The sequence below is a fragment of the Amycolatopsis sp. NBC_01488 genome (assembly GCF_036227105.1).
Lineage (GTDB): Bacteria > Actinomycetota > Actinomycetes > Mycobacteriales > Pseudonocardiaceae > Amycolatopsis.
Genome location: NZ_CP109434.1, coordinates 5,450,263 through 5,467,653, shown reverse-complemented (window position 1 = coordinate 5,467,653; position 17,391 = coordinate 5,450,263). Strand labels below are relative to the sequence as shown.

Annotated in this window: 12 protein-coding genes and 1 riboswitch; of the genes, 2 read left to right on the top strand and 10 right to left on the bottom strand. The window is 73.2% G+C overall.

The window, feature by feature from the left end:
- Positions 1-30 precede the first annotated feature (30 nt).
- Positions 31-978 carry a Ppx/GppA phosphatase family protein gene (locus OG738_RS26110; protein WP_329044804.1) on the bottom strand — a complete coding sequence of 316 codons (948 nt, stop codon included), beginning with the start codon at positions 976-978 and terminating at the stop codon, positions 31-33.
- A 226-nt stretch (positions 979-1,204) separates the two neighbouring features.
- Between OG738_RS26110 and OG738_RS26105 the strand changes: the two genes are divergently transcribed.
- The gene (locus tag OG738_RS26105) at positions 1,205-1,816 is read left to right on the top strand and encodes a class F sortase (protein WP_329044803.1); all 612 of its coding nucleotides are present in this window, start codon (positions 1,205-1,207) and stop codon (positions 1,814-1,816) included.
- A gap of 7 nt (positions 1,817-1,823) precedes the next feature.
- Here the strand turns inward: OG738_RS26105 and OG738_RS26100 are convergent, their stop codons facing one another.
- From OG738_RS26100 to OG738_RS26090, 3 genes are all read right to left on the bottom strand, one after another.
- Positions 1,824-2,864, bottom strand: coding sequence for an LLM class F420-dependent oxidoreductase (locus OG738_RS26100; RefSeq protein WP_329044800.1), 1,041 nt, complete (start codon positions 2,862-2,864; stop codon positions 1,824-1,826).
- Positions 2,865-3,157: 293 nt separating this feature from the next.
- A complete protein-coding gene (gene fahA / locus OG738_RS26095) occupies positions 3,158-4,363 on the bottom strand; it encodes a fumarylacetoacetase (protein ID WP_329044798.1) in 1,206 nt (401 codons plus the stop codon).
- Between the two features lie 100 nt (positions 4,364-4,463).
- Positions 4,464-9,437 carry a DUF885 domain-containing protein gene (locus OG738_RS26090; protein ID WP_329044796.1) on the bottom strand — a complete coding sequence of 1,658 codons (4,974 nt, stop codon included), beginning with the start codon at positions 9,435-9,437 and terminating at the stop codon, positions 4,464-4,466.
- 121 nt (positions 9,438-9,558) lie between these two features.
- On the opposite strand from OG738_RS26090, the gene OG738_RS26085 reads away from it, so the two are divergent.
- A complete protein-coding gene (locus OG738_RS26085; protein WP_329044795.1) occupies positions 9,559-10,536 on the top strand; it encodes an AsnC family protein in 978 nt (325 codons plus the stop codon).
- Here OG738_RS26085 and OG738_RS26080 read toward each other — a convergent pair.
- The 6 genes from OG738_RS26080 to OG738_RS26055 form a co-directional block, all read right to left on the bottom strand.
- Positions 10,533-11,462, bottom strand: coding sequence for an RluA family pseudouridine synthase (locus OG738_RS26080; protein ID WP_329044793.1), 930 nt, complete (start codon positions 11,460-11,462; stop codon positions 10,533-10,535). The two genes, OG738_RS26085 and OG738_RS26080, sit on opposite strands and share 4 nt — an antisense overlap.
- On the bottom strand, positions 11,459-12,043 hold the full coding sequence (gene lspA, locus OG738_RS26075; RefSeq protein WP_442875954.1) for a signal peptidase II: 585 nt from the start codon (positions 12,041-12,043) through the stop codon (positions 11,459-11,461). Before lspA ends, OG738_RS26080 begins: the two co-directional genes overlap by 4 nt.
- A 432-nt stretch (positions 12,044-12,475) precedes the next feature.
- Positions 12,476-13,891 carry an aminotransferase class V-fold PLP-dependent enzyme gene (locus OG738_RS26070; protein WP_329044791.1) on the bottom strand — a complete coding sequence of 472 codons (1,416 nt, stop codon included), beginning with the start codon at positions 13,889-13,891 and terminating at the stop codon, positions 12,476-12,478.
- Between the two features lie 37 nt (positions 13,892-13,928).
- A riboswitch (SAM riboswitch) is annotated at positions 13,929-14,043 on the bottom strand.
- Between the two features lie 83 nt (positions 14,044-14,126).
- Positions 14,127-14,783 (bottom strand): M23 family metallopeptidase, encoded by a 657-nt coding sequence (locus tag OG738_RS26065; RefSeq protein WP_329044789.1) that lies wholly within the window; start codon positions 14,781-14,783, stop codon positions 14,127-14,129.
- Between the two features lie 213 nt (positions 14,784-14,996).
- A complete protein-coding gene (locus OG738_RS26060) occupies positions 14,997-16,475 on the bottom strand; it encodes a potassium/proton antiporter (RefSeq protein WP_329044788.1) in 1,479 nt (492 codons plus the stop codon).
- A 95-nt stretch (positions 16,476-16,570) separates the two neighbouring features.
- Positions 16,571-17,254, bottom strand: coding sequence for an ArsR/SmtB family transcription factor (locus OG738_RS26055; protein ID WP_329044787.1), 684 nt, complete (start codon positions 17,252-17,254; stop codon positions 16,571-16,573).
- Positions 17,255-17,391: the final 137 nt, after the last annotated feature.

Genomic DNA, 17,391 nt, shown 5'->3' with positions numbered 1-17,391 from the left:
ATACCCGGTTTTTCCCGCCACGACCAGGGGTCAGGCGGCCACGACCCGGCTGCCGGCCTTCTCCCGCGCCCGGTCCTGCAGGGTCAGCAGCAGGCCGTCCCGGGTCGACCAGGGGCAGATCGCCACCTTGCCGCCCGCGACCGTCAGCAGCGCTTCCGCCACGATCGCGCCCGCCAGGGCCTGGTGGGCGCGGCTGCGGGAGATGCCCGGCAGCTTCGCGCGCTTGGACGGCGGCAGCGCGGCGAGCCGCGGGATCCAGGCACGCAGGTCGTCGATCCGCAGCTCCTTGCACTTGCTCGGGCGGGCACCGGCCAGCCGCGCGAGCTGCTGCAGCACCTTCGAGCAGCCGACGACCCGCGGGGCGTCGACGTCCGCGGCGCAGAGCGCGGTGGTCACCACGTCGAGGGCGTGCGCGCGCAGCCCGGCGACCTGCTTGGCCGAAACGCGTTCGGTCGGCAGCCAGTCGCGGGTCATCGACCGCGCGCCCAGCGGCAGCGACCGCGCGAACGTGGCCTGGTCGCCGCAGCCCGCGGCCAGCTCGACCGTGCCGCCGCCGATGTCGAGCACCAGCAACGGGCCGGCCTCGGCGCCGAACCAGCGGCGGGTGGCCAGGTAGGTCAGTTCGGCTTCGCAGCGGCCCGAGAGGAACCGCAGCTCGACGCCGGTTTCGCCGGCGACGTGCCGGACGACCTTCGCCGCGTTGGCGGCGTCGCGGATCGAGGACGTCGCGAACGGGAAGACGTCGCCCACGCCGTGGCGGTACGCGGTGGTCATGCCCGCGGCGACGGCGGCCGTGACGGCGGCGATGCCACGGTCGGAAAGGCGGCCGCGGACGTCGAGCTCCCGGTCGAGGCGCAGCCGCGTCTGGTGGTTCAGCACCGGCTCGCGGGGCGAGCCGTCCACCGGAACCACCACCAGGCGAGCGCTGAACGAACCGACGTCCAGTACGCCCACCGCGGGCTCGTTGATTCTTCGCACGACTCGGCGCACCTCACTTCCACCTGGTAGATGTCCTCAGTTCGGCTGTTGTAAACATATAATTCTGCCCGAATTCACCCGCGTTTGGTGGTGATTTTCGGTTTTAGTCCCTTTGGCCGCGGCTTATTGACGCGAAGGTCACAGCCGAGTAACCCGAACGAGTGAAGCGCGGCACCCCGGGACACGATTCGGTAACACCGCCTCGCCTGGGCCCGATTTTACCGGCGTGCGGCAGGAGAACGCGGTCGAGCGGCGCCCGGCGCTCGTGCGGCCGGCCGCCGCCGTGCTGGCGGTGGTGGCCGGGCTCAGCTGTGTCCTGCTCGGCGTCACGGCGGTGCTCGGGCCGGCTGATCCGGCCGGCACCGGTGCGGCCGCGGACCGCCCGGTCACCGTCGGCGCCGGGGTCCTGCCCGCCGCGCTGGTCATCCCCGACCTGGGCCTCGCGCTGAGCCACGTGGTCGACCTCGGGCACGTCTCCGGTCGCCGCGAGCAGCCCGGCACGGCGCTGGGCGTCGGCTGGTTCGCCGACGGTCCCGCCCCCGGCGCGCCGGGGGTCGCCGTGCTGTCCGGGCACGCCGGCTTCGGGTACTCGAGCGGCGCCTTCGCCCGCCTCGGCACGCTGACACCGGGTGCCGCGGTCGTCGTGCGCGACGACGAGGGCCGCGAAGCCCGCTTCACGGTCCGCAGGACGGCGACGTTCCCGGCGGACGAGCCGGACAGCACGCTCGTCGCCCCGGAGGGCTCCGGCCCCGAGCTGCGGCTGATCACCAGCGACGGGACGCACGACACCGCGGGGATCGACTCCCCGCGGATCGCCGTCTACGCGGTCCCGGTCTGATCCCGGTTCAGCCGAGCAGCTCACGCAGCTGGGACACCGCCGCGACCCGCGCCTCGCGCCCGGGCAGCATCGGGTTGACCACCAGGGTCGTCGCGCCCGCCTCCTTGAACGCCGCCAGCCGTTCCTTGACGTACCCCGCCGGGCCGACCAGCGAGATCGAGCGCAGCAGCTCGACCGGGACGGCCGCCGCGGCCTCCTCCTTCTTGCCGTCGAGGTAGAGGTCCTGGATCAGCTTCGCCTCGGCCTCGTAGCCGTAGCGGCGGGCGAGGTCGTTGTAGAAGTTCTTGCCGCGCGCGCCCATCCCGCCCACGTAGAGGGCCACGACCGGGCGCAGGTGGTCGAGCAGCGGCTCGACGTCGTCGCCGATCGCCAGCGCGGCGCTCACGAACGTGTCCAGCTCGCCCAGCGCCGGGTCGCGCTTGGCCTTGCCCGCGGCCAGGGACTCGCCCCAGACGTCGGCGGCCTTCTCCGGGTGGAAGAAGATCGGCTGCCAGCCTTCGGCGATCTCGGCGGTGAGCGCGACGTTCTTCGGCCCGAGCGAGGCCAGCAGCACCGGGATCCGCTCGCGCACCGGGTGGTTGATCAGCTTGAGCGGCTTGCCGAGGCCGGTGCCCTGCTCCGGCGGCAGCGGGATCGTGTAGTGCTTGCCGTCGTGGACGACGCGCTCCCGGCGCCACACCTGGCGGCAGATCTCGACGATTTCGCGGGTACGGGCCAGCGGGGCGTCGTACTTCACGCCGTGGAAGCCCTCGATGACCTGCGGGCCGGAGGCGCCGAGGCCGAGGATGAACCGCCCGTCGGAGACGAAGTCGAGCCCGGCCGCGGTCATCGCGGTGAGGGTCGGCGTGCGGGTGTAGATCTGGAAGATGCCGGACGCGAGCTGGACGCGTTCGGTCTTCGCGGCCAGGTAGCCGAGCTGGCTGACGGCGTCGAAGGAATAGGCCTCCGGAACGAAGACGACGTCGAGGCCGGCTTTCTCCAGTTCGACGACGTCGGCGACGCTTTCGGCGAAGCCTCCGGAGTAGCTGATCCCGGTCCCGATCCTCATGGACGTCCTCCCGTGCTGAGCAAGCGCTTAGTGGCGCCATTATGCGGCACCCCGGGGCTCGGCGGGTGTGCGCACCGCCACTCACCGGCCGGCGAGCGTCCGTGTGATCAGAGCCGGATCTCGCGTGATCGGAGCCGGATCTCGCGTGATCAGAGCCGTAACTCGCGTGATCGGAGCCGTGACTCGCGAGATCCGGGCTCAATCACGCGAGATCCGGGCTCAGTCACGCGAGATCCACCTTCAGTCACGCGAGTTCCGGCTCCGGGCACGCGTGTTCCGGGTTGCGTCGCGGGTCAGCCGGGGACCACGGTGCCGCGGACGTCGCCGAAGCCGATGCGGGTGCCGTTCGGGCCCGGGGCCGTCGCGCTGATGATCACTTCGTCGCCGTCCTCCAGGAACGTTCGCTGCCGGCCGTCCGGGAGGTGCAGGGGTTCGCGGCCGCCCCAGGACAGCTCCAGGAGCGAGCCGCGCTGGTCGCGAGCCGGGCCGGTGACCGTGCCCGAGGCGAACAGATCGCCCGTGCGCAGGCTCGCGCCGTTGACCGTCAGGTGCGCGAGCTGCTGCGGGGCCGTCCAGTACTGCGTCGCGAACGGCGGGCTCGACACCAGGTGCCCGTCGAGCCGGATCTCGATCGCCAGGTCCAGCCCCCACTTTTCGGTGGTGCGCAGGTAGTCGAACGGCTCCGGGTCCTGCGGCGGGCCGTCGACGCGCGCGTGCTCCAGCGCCGCGAGGGGGACGATCCACGGCGACACCGACGTCGCGAACGACTTGCCGAGGAACGGGCCCAGCGGCTGGGACTCCCAGGCCTGGATGTCGCGGGCCGACCAGTCGTTGACCAGGCAGACGCCGAAGACGTGGTCCGCGAAGTCCTCTGTGGACACCCGGGTGCCCGGCGTGGACGGGACGCCGACGACGAACCCGACCTCGGCCTCGATGTCCAGCAGCCGCGAGGGGCCGAACGTAGGAGCGTCGGCGCTGCGCGGCTTGCGCTGCCCGTGCGGGCGGACAACCGGCGTGCCCGACGCGACCACCGTGCCGGCGCGGCCGTGGTAGCCGATCGGCACGTGCTTCCAGTTCGGCGGCAGCTCGGCCGCGTCGGGCCGGAAGATCCGGCCGGCGTTGAGGGCGTGCTGCTCGCTGGAGTAGAAGTCGACGTAGTCCGCGACCTCGAACGCGAGGTGCGTGGTGACCTCGGCCAGTGGCACGAGATGCGGGCGCAGCGCAGCGGCGTACCGGGGTTCGGTCAGCCACGTCCGGACGCTCTCGCGGACCTCCCGCCAGGTGTCCGGCCCGGCGGCCAGCAGCGGGTTGAGGACACCGGAGGTGAGCAGCGGCGCGAAGGCGGCCGCGGTCTCGGCGGCCGCGGCGGTCAGGTCCAGGACCTGCTCGCCGACGGCCACCCCGGCCCGCCGCTCGGGCGCGCCGCCCACGGAGAAGACGCCGTAGGGCAGGTTGTCCAGGCCGAACGGCGTGTCGTCGGCGACGTCGAGCCAGGTCACGTCAGCTCCTCGTGGTCCGGGCCGGGCCAGGTCACCGCACGCGTGCTCGCGAGGTCGACACGCGTGATTGGCGGGTCGACACGGTGTTTTCGGCCGGGCGTCATTCGCCGTCTCCGGCGGCGCGGGCCGCCACCCAGTCGGCCACCACGTCCGCCAGCACCGGGAGCGGGAGGGTTCCGCTGCCCAGCACCGTGTCGTGGAACTCGCGGATGTCGAACCGCTCGCCCAGCGCCCGCTCAGCGTCGGCGCGCAGGCGCTCGATCTCCAGGCGGCCCACCATGTAACCGAGCGCCTGCGCGGGGTGACCCGCGTAGCGGTCGATCTCCGCCTCGATCTCGAGCTGCGCCATCGGCGTGTTGTCGCGCAGGTAGTCCACCGCGCGTTGGCGGCTCCAGCCGAGCGCGTGCAGCCCGGTGTCCACCACCAGCCGCGCCGCGCGCATCGAATCCTGCGTCAGCAGGCCGAGCCGCGAGACGTCGTCCGAATACAGCCCCATCTCGTCCGCGAGCCGCTCCGCGTACAGCCCCCAGCCCTCGACGTAGGCGTTGAACAGGCAGATCCGCCGCAGCATCGGGACGTCTTCGAGCTGCTGCGCGAGCGTCAGCTGGAAGTGGTGCCCGGGTACGGCTTCGTGGAACGCGACCGACTCGCCCAGTGTCCGCTGCCGCTGGTCCGCCTCGTGCGTGTTGGCGTAGTACGTGCCCGGCCGCGAACCGTCGAGCGACGGGTCGATGTAGTACGCGATCGACCCGCTTTCGGCCTCCGCGTCGGGTACCGGGGCGACCTCGCAGTGCTGCTCCGGAACGCGCGAGAACCACTGGGGCGCAACGGCTTCCGCCCGGGCGATCGTCCGCCGCGCGGCGTTCAGCAGCTCCTCGCCGTCGCGCCAGCGCAACGCCGGGTCCGTGCGGATCCGTTCGAAGATCTCCGCGAGGTCGGTCGTGCCGAACACCCGCTGCCCCAGCTCGCGGTACTCCCCCGCCAGCCGCTCGATGATCGCCGTGCCGGTGTCGTGCAGGTCCTGCGGCGTGCGCTCGGTCGTCGTCTCGGCGCGGATCAGCGCCGCGTAGCGCTCCGGGCCGCCCGGCAGGTCGCCGATGCCCGGCGACGTCTCCGGCCGCCCCGCCGGGACCACCTCGCCGGCCAGGAAGTCGCGGTACCGCGCGTACGCGGGCCGCACGACGTCGGCCAGCAACCGGTCACGCTCGGCCTCGAGCCCGTGGACCGGCACCTTCAACGGGTCGCCGTCCGGCGCTGCGAGGTAGCGCTCGACGTACCCGACCCCGATGCGCGCCAGGAACTCCGGCGGCGTGAGTCCTTCGGCGAGCGCGGCTCGCTGCCGCTCGATCAGCTGGTCCAGGTACGTGCCGATCGCCCCGAGCCGGCTCAGGTAGCCGCGGGCCTTGGCCTCGTCGTCGATCACCGTCTGCGGCAGCAGCATCAGCAGCTCGAGCGCCGGCGCGGCCAGCCCGTCGCTCACCGCGATGTCGGCGCGGCGGGAGTCGAGCACGTCGATCAGCGTGCGCGCCTGCCAGATCACGACGTCGCGGGTCACGCGCGCGGCCGGCGTCAGCGAAGCCGGGTCGAGCGCCTCGGCGCGCGTGATGACGTCGGCGAACCCGGCGCGCCGGCGGACGGCTGCTTCCGCGGACTGGTCGGCGAGCCGGTCGTGCGCGCCGGGCAGGCCGTAGAGCGACCGGAACAGCGGCTGGGCTTCGAACATCAGCTCCAGGCACTTGTCCGCGAGCGACTCGGGGGTGTCGGTCCGGCTCGCGACCCAGTCCGAGACGACCTTGGCCAGCGCCGGGAGCGGCAGCATGCCGTGGCCCAGCACGACTTCGTGGAAGTCGCGGATGTCGAAGCGCTCGCCCAGCGCCGCCTCGGCCTCGGCGCGCAGCCGCTGGATCTCCAGCCGCCCCACCATGTACCCGAGGGCCTGGGCCGGCCACCCGGCGTACCGGTCGATCTCCGCCTCGATCTCCATCCGCGCCATCGGCGTGTGGTCGACGAGGAAGTCGATCGCCCGCTGCCGGCTCCAGCCCAGCGCGTGCATCCCGGTGTCGACGACGAGCCGGCCCGCGCGCATCGAGTCCTGCGTCAGCATGCCCAGCCGCGCGACGTCGTCGGAGTACAGGCCCATCTCGTCGGCCAGCCGCTCGGCGTAGAGCCCCCAGCCCTCCGCGTAGGCGTTGAACATCCCGATCCGCCGCAGCAGCGGCAGGTCGCTCAGCTCCTGGGCCAGGCTGAGCTGGAAGTGGTGGCCCGGCACCGCTTCGTGGAACGCGATCGCCTCGCTGGTGAACCGCGGTCGCTTGTCGGCTTCGTAGGTGTTGGCGTAGTAGGTGCCCGGCCGCGAACCGTCGAGCGACGGCTGCAGGTAGTACGCGATCGTGCCGCTCGCCGCGTCGGCCTCGGGCACCGGCGCGACCTCGCACTTCTCGGCCGGGATGCGCGAGAACCACTGCGGGGCAACCGCTTCCGCGCGCGCGATGGCGTCCCGGGCCGCGGACAGCAGCTCTTCGCCGTCGCGCCAGCGCAGCGCCGGGTCGGTGCGCAGGCGCTCGAAGATCTCGGCGAGGTCGGTGGTGCCGAAGACCTGCTGCCCCAGTTCGCGGTACTCCCCCGCGAGCTGCTCGATGATCGCCAGCCCGGTGTCGTGCAGGTCCTGGGCCGTGCGCTCGGTCGTCGTCTCCGCGCGGATGAGCGCGGCGTACCGCTGCGCGCCGCCGGGGACGTGGCCGATGCCGGGTGCGGTGTCGGGCCGGCCGACCGGCTCGACCTCGGCGCGCAGGAAGTCGCGGTAGCGGGCGTACGCCGGGTGGACGACCTCGGCGAGCAGCCGGTCGCGTTCGGCTTCGAAGCCCTCGACGGCCGCCGTCGTGCCCACCTTCAGCGGGTCGCTGTCCGGCGCGGCGAGATAGCGGTCGATGTATTCGATGCCGACACGTGCGAGGTAGGCCGGCGGCACCAGTCCGTCGGCCAGGCTCTCCCGCTGGCGCTCGGTCAGCGTCTCGAGGAACGTGCCGATCGCGCCGAGCCGGGCGAGGAACCCGCGGGCCTTCTTCTCGTCGTCGAGCTTGTAGTACGGCAGGTACAGCAGCAGCCCCAGCGCGGGCGCGGTCAGGCCGTCGCTGACCGCGATGTCGGCGCTGCGGGCCCCGAGCTTGTCGGCCTCGACCTCGGCGGCGGCGATGACGACCTCGCGCGTCACGGCCTCTTCGGCGCTCAGCCCGTCGCCGGGCAGCGCCCGGGCGCGGGCGGCGAGCTCCCGGTAGGCGGCCCGGAACCGCTCCTGCGCCGCCCGGCTCTGGTCGGCGAGCCGGTCGTGGTCGCCGGGCAGGCCGAAGACCGACGGGAACAGCGGTTCCTGCTCGAAGGTCAGCTCGACGAGCTCGGCGGCCAGGCCGTTGACCGTGTCACCGTGCCCGGCCACCCAGTCGTCGACGGTGGAGGCGAGCGCCGACAGCGGCAGCGCGCCCCCGGCGAGCACGAGGTCGTGGAACGCGCGGACGTCGAACCGGGACCCGAGCCGTTCCTCGGCGCCGGCGCGGATCCGCTGGATTTCCAGGCGCCCCACCATGTACGCCAGCGCCTGGCCCGGCCACGCGATGTAGCGGTCGGTCTCGGCCTCGATCTCGACGCGCGCCATCGGCGTGTGCTCGGCCAGGTAGTCGACGGCTTCCTGACGGCTCCAGCCCAGCGCGTGCAGGCCGGTGTCGACGACCAGGCGGCCCGCCCGCATCGAGTCGGCGGTCAGCATGCCGAGCCGCGCGACGTCGTCGGAGTAGAGGCCCATCTCCTCGGCGAGGCGCTCGCTGTAGAGGCCCCAGCCCTCGGTGTAGGCCGTGAAGGAGCCGATGCGGCGCAGCAGCGGCAGCTCGGTCAGCCCCATCGCGACGCTCAGCTGGAAGTGGTGCCCCGGCACCGCTTCGTGGAACGCGACGGACTCGGCCGAGTGCCGGAACCGCTCGGTGGCTTCGTGGGTGTTCGCGAAGTAGATGCCGGGCCGGGAGCCGTCGGCGGCCGGACGCAGGTAGTACGCTGGGGGCGCGCCGGGCGCGGCTTCCTCGGGCACCGCTTCGACCCGGCAGGGCTGCGACGGCACGGTCCCGAACCACTTCGGGGCTTCGGCGGTCGCGCGGGCGACGGCGGTCCGTGCGGTGTCCAGCAGCTCTTCGGCGCTGGTCCACCGCAGGGCCGGGTCGGTGCGCAGCCGCCGGAAGATCTCCGCCAGGTCGTCGGTGCCGAACACCTTCTTCCCCAGCTCGCGGTACTCGGCAGCCAGCGCGTCGATGATGTCGAGCCCCGTCCGGTGCAGCTCCGCCGGGGTGCGGTCGGTGGTCGTGTGCACCTTCGCGAGCCGCGCGTACGTCTCTTCGCCGCCGGGCAGCCACTTCAGGCCGGGCCGGTCGGCCGGACGCCCGTGCGGCTTCACCTCGGTGGCGAGGAAGTCGCGGTACTCGGCGAAGGCCGGGCGCACGACGTCGGCCAGCAGCTCGTCGCGCCGGCGGGCGAAGTCCTCGTCCGGCGCGGGCTGGCGGCGCAGCGGGTCCGCGTCCGGGTCGGCCAGGTAGCGGTCGAGGTGCGCGATCGCGGCCTCGACCAGGTGCGCCACCGGGACGCGCCCGGCGGCGATGCCCTCGGCGTGCCGCCCGGCGGCCTGGCGCAGGTACTCCGGAACCGCGGCCAGCCGCCCGAGCTGGGCCTCCGCGGCTTCGCCCGCGGTCACCGTCGTCATCGGCAGGGCGATGAGCAGCGTCGCCGCCGGCGCGACCATGACGTCGGTGACCGTGAACTCCGCCATCCGGCTGTCGATCGACGCGACGCGGTCTTCCGCCGTGGCGATCAGGACCTCGCGGGTGACGCGGTCTTCGGCCGACAGCCCGGCGGTGTCCAGCGCGCGGGCGCGCTCGGCGAACGCCGCGAGCCGCGCCCGGTGCGCCTGCTCGGCTTCCGCGGACAGGTCCGGCAGGCCGGGCTCGGCCGGGCGGATGCCCAGCAGGGCCGGCGTCAGCGGATCGGCGGCGAACAGCGCTTCGACGAACTCGTCGGCGAGTTCGGTGACCGCGGTCATGGCAGGACCCCCAGCTTCGACGGTGTGCTCCCGGCCGACCCTAACGGAGATCACCGACAAGAACGGTGAGCGGCCGACGGGGTCGGCGCGGGCGCTCCGGCCAGGCGGTAGCGTTCAGCGGGTGGCCGTGACCGATCCCGTGGATACCCGCCTGCTCGCCGCGCTCGCCGACCTCGGCAAGGCCGCGGTGCACGAGCTGGCGGCGAAGGTCGGCATGGACCCGCGTGAGGTCGCCTACCGGCTCGTGGCGCTCTCCGGCAGCGGGCTGCCGCTGCTCGTCGGCGTCGAGAGCGACCCGCAGGGGCTGCGGGCGGCGATCGCGGGCTCACCGCCGTCGTGGGCGAACCGGCCGCCGCAGCAGTTCCCGCCGTCGCAGCCGGTGCCGCAGCAGCCGCCGATGCCGCCGTCCGGCCCGCAGGGTGTGCCGTCCGGGCCGTACAACGTCCAGGGCGTGCCGTCCGGTCCCCACCACGTCCCAAGCGCGCCCTCGGGGCCGCACGCCGTCCAGGGGACGCCGTCCGGGCGGTACCCGGGCCCGCCGCCCCGCCCGCCGCAGCAGCGGCCGCCCCAGCAGTTCGCGCCGCCGGTGCCGCTCGACCCGGCCGTGAGCACGTGGGGCCTGCCGCAGACCGCGTCGTGGGCCCGCGGCGACGAACCCGCCCGGCCGGCCGGGACGGGCAGGCGGGGCCGCATCGGTGAGGTCCTGGAGACCCAGGGCCTGGAGGGAGAGCAGCTTTCGGTGCAGCTCCTCGAGGTCCAGGACCCGGCGGACTACCTGTTCGGCGCGGCGGGCTACCGGCTGGAAGCGGGCGAGCGCGCGGTGGTCGTGCACACCGAGATCACCAACCGCGGGCCGATCCCGTTCGCGTCGCTGCCCGACAACTACCTCGAGCTGCTCGCCGCCGACGGCACCGCGATCGGCAAGGCGCCGGTGTCGCTGACGTCCCGGCCGCCGCACAAGATCGGCGTCCAGCCGGGCGAGACCCTGGGCGGCCACACGGTGTACGTCCTGCCGGACGCGACGCGGGTGGTCTCGGTCCGCTGGAGCCCGCGGCCGGAACCGGACGAGCGCACGCTGACCTGGTCGATCGAGGACTAGTAGCTTTCGTCCTGCAGGATCTTCAACGCCTTCGCCAGGTCGTCCGGGTACTCCGACTCGAACTCGACCCAGCGGCCGTCCGCCGGGTGGGCGAACGCCAGCGTCTTCGCGTGCAGCCACTGGCGGCTCAGGCCGAGGTGGCGGGCCAGGACCGGGTCCGCGCCGTAGGTCAGGTCGCCAACGCAGGGGTGCTTCAGGGCCGAGAAGTGCACGCGGATCTGGTGCGTCCGCCCGGTTTCGAGCTTGATGTGCGCCAGCGACGCCGCGCGGAACGCCTCGACGACCTCGTAGTGCGTCACGCTCGGGCGGCCGCCCTGGACGACCGCGAACTTGTAGTCGTGGCGCGGGTGGCGGTCGATCGGGGCGTCGATCGTGCCGCGCATCGGGTCCGGGTGGCCCTGGACGATCGCGTGGTAGCCCTTGTCGACCGTACGTTCCTTGAACGCGCGCTTGAGCACCGTGTACGCGTGCTCGCTCTTGGCCACCACCATCACGCCGGTCGTGCCCGCGTCGAGCCGGTGCACCACGCCCTGGCGCTCGGCCGCGCCCGACGTCGCGATGCGCAGGCCGGCCGCGGCGAGGCCGCCGACGACCGTCGGGCCGGTCCAGCCCGGGCTCGGGTGCACCGCGACGCCGACCGGCTTGGAGATCACCACGATGTCGTCGTCGTCGTGCAGGATCTTCATGCCCTCGACCGGCTCGGCGACGACCTCGACCGGGTTCGCCGGCTCCGGCAGCGTGATCTCCAGCAGGCCGCCGCCGGAGAGCCGGTCGGACTTGCCCGCGGGACGGCCGTCGAGCAGGACGTCGCCGGATTCGGCCAGCTCGGCCACGACCGTGCGGGAAAGGCCGAGCAGCTTCGCGAGGCCGGCGTCGACCCGCATCCCGTCGAGCCCGTCGGGCACCGGGAGCATCCGCGAGCTCACGCCTGCTCCTCCTGCTCGGCGACCTTCTTCTTGTCCTTGGTCGACGTGCCGTCGTAGTCCTTGCCCAGCAGGGACAGCAGCACGATCAGCGCGCCGCCGACGCAGATCGCCGAGTCGGCGATGTTGAAGATCGCGAAGCCCTTGCCGTTCGGGGCGAACGCGGAGATGAAGTCGACGACGTGGCCCTGCAGCCCGCCGGGCGCGCGGAAGATGCGGTCGGTCAGGTTGCCGAGCGCGCCGGCCAGGACCAGGCCGAGGCCGATGGCCCAGCCGATCGAGCGCAGCCGCCGCGACAGCCAGACGATCGCGATGACGACGGCCAGCGCGACCAGCGCGAGCACCCACGTCATGCCGGTCGCCATCGAGAACGCGGCACCCGGGTTGCGGATCACCTGCAGGTAGATCAGCCCGCCGAGGACCCGGACCGGCTCCTTGCCCTCGAGGTTGGCCGCGACCAGGTTCTTCGTCACCAGGTCGATCGCCCAGAACACGACCGCGACGGCGAACACCCAGCCCACGCGGCGCTTCGGCAGCGGCTCCGCCGGGGCTTCCGGCGTCTCCTGCACGGTCTCGGGCGCCACCTCGGCGGCGGCAGCGTCGGATTCGGTGTCGGGTTCGGAGTGGCTGGGCTCGGTGCTCACCGCTCCATTGTCCACGGCACTGGTCAGGCCGCGTCGGCGGCCGCGAACAGCACGCCCGCCGCCACGAGCGCGCCCGCCGTCGGCGGCAGGAACACGCCCGTGACCAGGACGAACACGCCGGTGGCCACCAGGAGCCAGCTGCGCTCGTACGCAGCAGGCCCAGCGCCGCGACGAGCGCGCCGCGCACGTCACCGGACAGCCGGAACCGGAGCGCGCCGGCCAGGTCCAGCAGCGGAACGGCCGCCGGCGTGCCGACCCAGCGTCGCCGACGGAACGACGTCAACCGCGGCGGCCGTGACGATCTGCGCCAACCCGAGCAGTGCCAGCGGAAACCGGAAACGCTGCCCTCTCCCCCTCGGCCCAGGCTGGTGCTCAGCAGAACGGCGGCAGCTCACGCGGGTCGCCGACGGGCGCCCAGCGGCCGTCCGCCTTCGCGTACTCCCAGCGAGCGCCGCGCGCGACGATCTGGCGCAATGCCAGCACCACGCGGTCGACGTGCTCTTCGGTGCTGCCCAAGCCGAGGCTGACGCGGACCGCCTGCTGCCCGGTGCCGCCGGTGACGCCGATGAGGCGCTTGGCCGCGATGTGGGCGCAGAAGGCGCCGTCGCGCACGCCGATGCCGTACTCGGCCGAAAGAACCGCGGCCAGCCAACCCGGGTCGAAGCCGTCGACGACGAAGCTGACCGTGCCGACGCGGTCGACGGCTGCGTCGAACAGCCGCAGCTCGGCGCAGCCCGGGATGCCCTCGAGTCCCTTGCGCAGCCGGGTGAGCAGCGCCCGCTCGTGCGCCACCACGGCGTCCCAGTGCTCGCCGAGGGTCTCGCACGCGACGCCGAGCGCGTACACGCCGACGGTGTTGGGCGAGCCGGCTTCGTGCCGCTCGGGGCCGGTGTTCCAGACCACCGCGTCCTCGGTGACGAGCTTCGTCGCGCCGCCGCCGGCGAGGTACGGCCGGGCGGCGCGCAGCCAGTCGGCGCGGCCGATCAGCGCGCCGGCACCGAAAGGCGCGTACAGCTTGTGGCCGGACACCGCGACGTAGTCGACGTCCAGCTCCTTGATCGAGATCCGGCGGTGCGGCGCCAGCTGGGCGGCGTCGAGCGCGACGCGGGCGCCGTGCTTGCGCGCCACGGCGGCGATCTCCGCCACCGGGAGCAGTTCACCGGTCACATTGGACGCTCCGGTGACGACGACCAATCGCGGTCCCTGCGGGGAATCCGCGAGCGCTTCGTCCACAGCGGACACTGCAGCGAGGCGCGTCCGCGGGGTCGGGATCCGGCGGACGTTCGGGCCCGGCCACGGAAGCAGCGCGGCGTGGTGCTCGGTGTCGAACACGATCACCGTGGTGTGCCGGGGCAGGCTGCGGGCGAGCAGGTTGAAGGAATCGGTGGTGTTGCGGGTGAACACGACGGTGTCGGTCCGGCGGGCGTCGACGAAGCGGCGCAGGACGTCGCGGGTGCGCTCGTAGAGCTTGGTGGAGACCTGCGACGCGAAGCCGGCGCCGCGGTGGACGCTGGCGTACCAGGGCAGGAACTCGTCGACCTTGGTGCGGACGGCGTCGAGGCACGGGGCGCTCGCGGCGTGGTCGAGGTTGGCGTAGCCGACGGTCTCACCGGTGACGAGCGGGACGCGCAGCGACGCACCGGCGACGGTCGGGATGTGGTGCGGGGCAACGGTTTCCGGGGTGGCGCCGAGTGCGGTCGGAGCGGGCTCGGCGACGGTTTCCGGCACGCGTGGGCCGGCTTCGGCCAGGGTGGTGATCGTGCTGGTGCGGTCGATGGCGAGAGTCATCGGTGCCTCCTCGGCGGTCCGGGGGACCCCGGCGAGGGGCCCGCGCTTGCCCGTCGCACGACGCGACCGGCCCGGTCTTCACCCGGGGCACCCCACCGCGGTAGGAGGGTTGCCGGCCAGCAAGCCGGGGCTTCGCGCTGGCACTCATGACCTGAGCCAGAAGGTAACCGAAAACGCGGCCGGCGGCCAACCCCGCCGCACGATCTGAGACGCCGCTCACACAGCGTGAAGGCCGTCAGGGGTTGGCGCGGAAGCGTCCCGGCAGCTGCGTCACCGCGTTGTCGGCGAGGTGCGTCGCGGTGCCCGTGTACTGCTCGGCTCCCGCGGTGAAGCGCCAGCCGCCGAGGGTCTTCCCGTCGACCGGCTCGCCGCTGGCCGCCGCGACCGCGGTCGAGACCTCCGCGTACGACTTGCCGTCCCAGTTCGCCGCCGGGGCGTCCGGCAGGGTCCAGAGCGTGAAGTGGACGTGGGCGCCGGTGCTGCTGCCGCCGCACGGGAGCGCGTTGCCGGTCGAGCCGAGTTCGGCGCCGGCCTCGACGTGCTCACCGTCGGTGACCTTGATGCCCTCCAGGTGGTAGTACCCGGTCCGCCAGCCGCCGGCGTGGTCGATGGTCACCCAGTCGCCGCCCGCGCAGTGCTGCAGGTGCACGGTGCCGGCCAGCGGCGCGCGCACGGTGCGGTCGGCCGGGCTGAAGTCGATCGCGTTCTTGACGCCGGTGCTGCCGTCGTCGGAGTGGATGCCGGCCGAGTACACCTGCTGACCCGCCTTGAACGGCAGGGCGAGCGCCGGGAACGGACCCACTTCGGCGGTCGCGGCCGGCGCGGCGGCCAGCCCGAGGACCGCGGACATCGCGGCGATCAGGACCGCCCCACGACCATGCAGTTTCGTCACCGTGCGTACTCCTTTGACCTAACGCTCACCCATTCGAACTAACCGGATCGAGCGCACAGTAGGCCAAAGGTTGGATCATCGGGAAGATCTTGCGGAGTAAAGCTCACCCTCGTGGAAGAAGATCACGAGGTCAGCACAAGAACCGGACAACGATCGGACAACGAGGAGATCGGCGGCGGGCAAGTCGTCCGATCGGTCACGACCACGAACGGGTTAGCGACCCGATTCGCCCAGCCACCGGGCGAGGCGCCCGGCCCGGTCCACCGCGCGGAGCCGGCGTTCGACGTCGTCGCGGACGCCGCTCGTCGTGACCACCAGCAGCTGGTCGTGCTCCTGGAGCCGGCTGGTCTTCTGCGGCGTGAAGCCCGCGCCTTCGCGCACGACCAGGCTGACCGTCGCGCCGACCGGCAGCCGCAGCTCCGAGAGGTACACGCCGTGCAGCTTCGAGCCCGGCTGGATGCGGACCTGCAGCAGCTCGGCGCCCAGCTCGTCCAGCGGCGCGGAGTCGACCTCGATCTCGTGCGGCTCGGACTTCCTGGCCAGCCCGAGCTTGCGCCCGAGCGGCCCGAGGGTCGCGCCCTGCACCAGCGTCAGCACGATGACCAGCACGAACACCGCGTCGACCAGCCGTTGCGCGCCCGGGAGCCCTTCCGAGAGCGGGATCATCGCGAGCACGATCGGCACCGCGCCGCGCAGCCCGGCCCACGACAGGAACGCCTGTTCCCGCCACGGCAACCGGAACGGCAGCACCGAGAGCACCACCGAGATCGGCCGCGCGAGCAGCAGCACGACGGCGCCCGCGACCAGGCCCGGCACGATCGTCTCGAACAGCCGGCTCGGCGAGGCGAACAACCCGAGCAGCACGAACAGCCCGATCTGCGCCAGCCAGCCGAGCCCTTCGGCGAACGAGAGCGTGTCCGAGCGGTGCGGCAGCCGCGAATTGCCCAGCACCAGCGCGGCGACGTAGGTGGCGAGCAGCCCGGACGCGTGCGCCAGCTGCCCGGACGAGTACGCCACGACGCACACCGCGACCGTCGCGAGCGGGTACAGGCCGGTCGCCGGCAGCGCGGCCCGGCGCAGCGCGACGCCGCCGAGCCAGCCGAACGCGAGGCCGATCGCCAGGCCCGCCCCCAGCTCGTAGACCACCAGCAGCGGCAGCGTCCAGTCCACTGTGGTGCCTTGGGCGAGCACGACGACCGCGATGTACGCCGGCGCGTCGTTGATGCCGGACTCCAGCTCCAGCGCGCCGACCAGGCGTTTGCCGATCCCGGCCGTGCGCAGCACGGAGAACACCGCCGCCGCGTCGGTCGAGGCGAGCACCGCGCCCCACAGCAGCGCGAACCGCCAGTCGAGGCCCAGCAGGAAGTGCAGGGCCGCGCCGGTGACCGCGACGCTGACCGCCACGGCCACTGTGGACAGTGCGATTCCGAGGCCCAGCGAAGGTTTCACGGCCGACCACCGCGCCGTCAGCCCGCCTTCGGCGAGGATCATGACGAGGGCGGCGAGGCCGAGCGACTGGGTCAGCTCGGGGTTGTCGAACCGGATGCCGAAGCCGGCTTCGCCGAGCACCACGCCGATCCCGAGGTACAGCAGCAGCGACGGCAGGCCGAGCCGGATGGAGACGCGCACGGCGAGCACGGAGGCGAGCAGCACGACACCGCCGACGCCGAGCAGCACGGGAAGCTGGTCCATGCCGCCTCCCTCCGAGTGCCGTGGGCACTCAGAATAGTGAAGCGGTCGGGTTAACTCGTTCGTGTACCGCCGACCGGAGTCGGGCACCCGGTGTGTTAAGGCGTACTCAGGGCGTCGAGATCGACACCGAGCGCGGCGAACGGCTTGGCCGCGCTGGGATGCACCTTCACCGCGCGGTGGCCGTCGGGGGCGACCCAGCCGGCGTCGACCGCCCGGTCGAGCAGCGCGGCGGGCAGCGCGCCGGCGAGGTGGTCGCGCCGCTCCGTCCAATCCAGACAGTCGCGCAGCAGCGGCCGCCGCCCGGCGGCGAGCGGCACGCCGAGCCCGGTCAGCACTTCGCGGCCGCGGCCGGTGAGTGTCAGCCCGTCGGCCGTGTCGACGAGCCCGGTCGCGAGCATGCCGTCGCGGACGGCCACGCCGAGCACGCCGGCCAAGTGGTCGTAGCAGGTCCGCGCGAAGCCGAGGCGCTTCACCCGCAGCGACGCCTTCAGGCTCTTCACCGGCCGGTGCTCGGCGTGCTGGGCGAGGTGCTCGATCAGCTCGGCGACGCGCGGGTCGGCGATCCGGACGTAGCTGGCCCGGCCCTGCTTCACCCGGACGACGAACCCGGCGTCGACCAGCCGGGTGACGTGCTCACTGGCCGTGGAGAGCGCGATCCCGGCCGCCTTGGCCAGCTCGCCGACGGTCCAGGCCCGCCCGTCGAGCAGGCCGAGGCACATGGTGGCGCGGCTCGGGTCGGCGAGCACCGCGGCAACCTCGGCGAGAGCGATCGTCTCCATGCGCCCACGGTACGGCGGCGTCGCTTCGCCCGCCGCCGAACCTTCCGACCGGAACGGTCGGCTCACGTACCCGCACAATCGGCTCACGTACCTGGACGGTCGGCTCACGGGCCGACCCTTTGGATACGCGAGCCGAC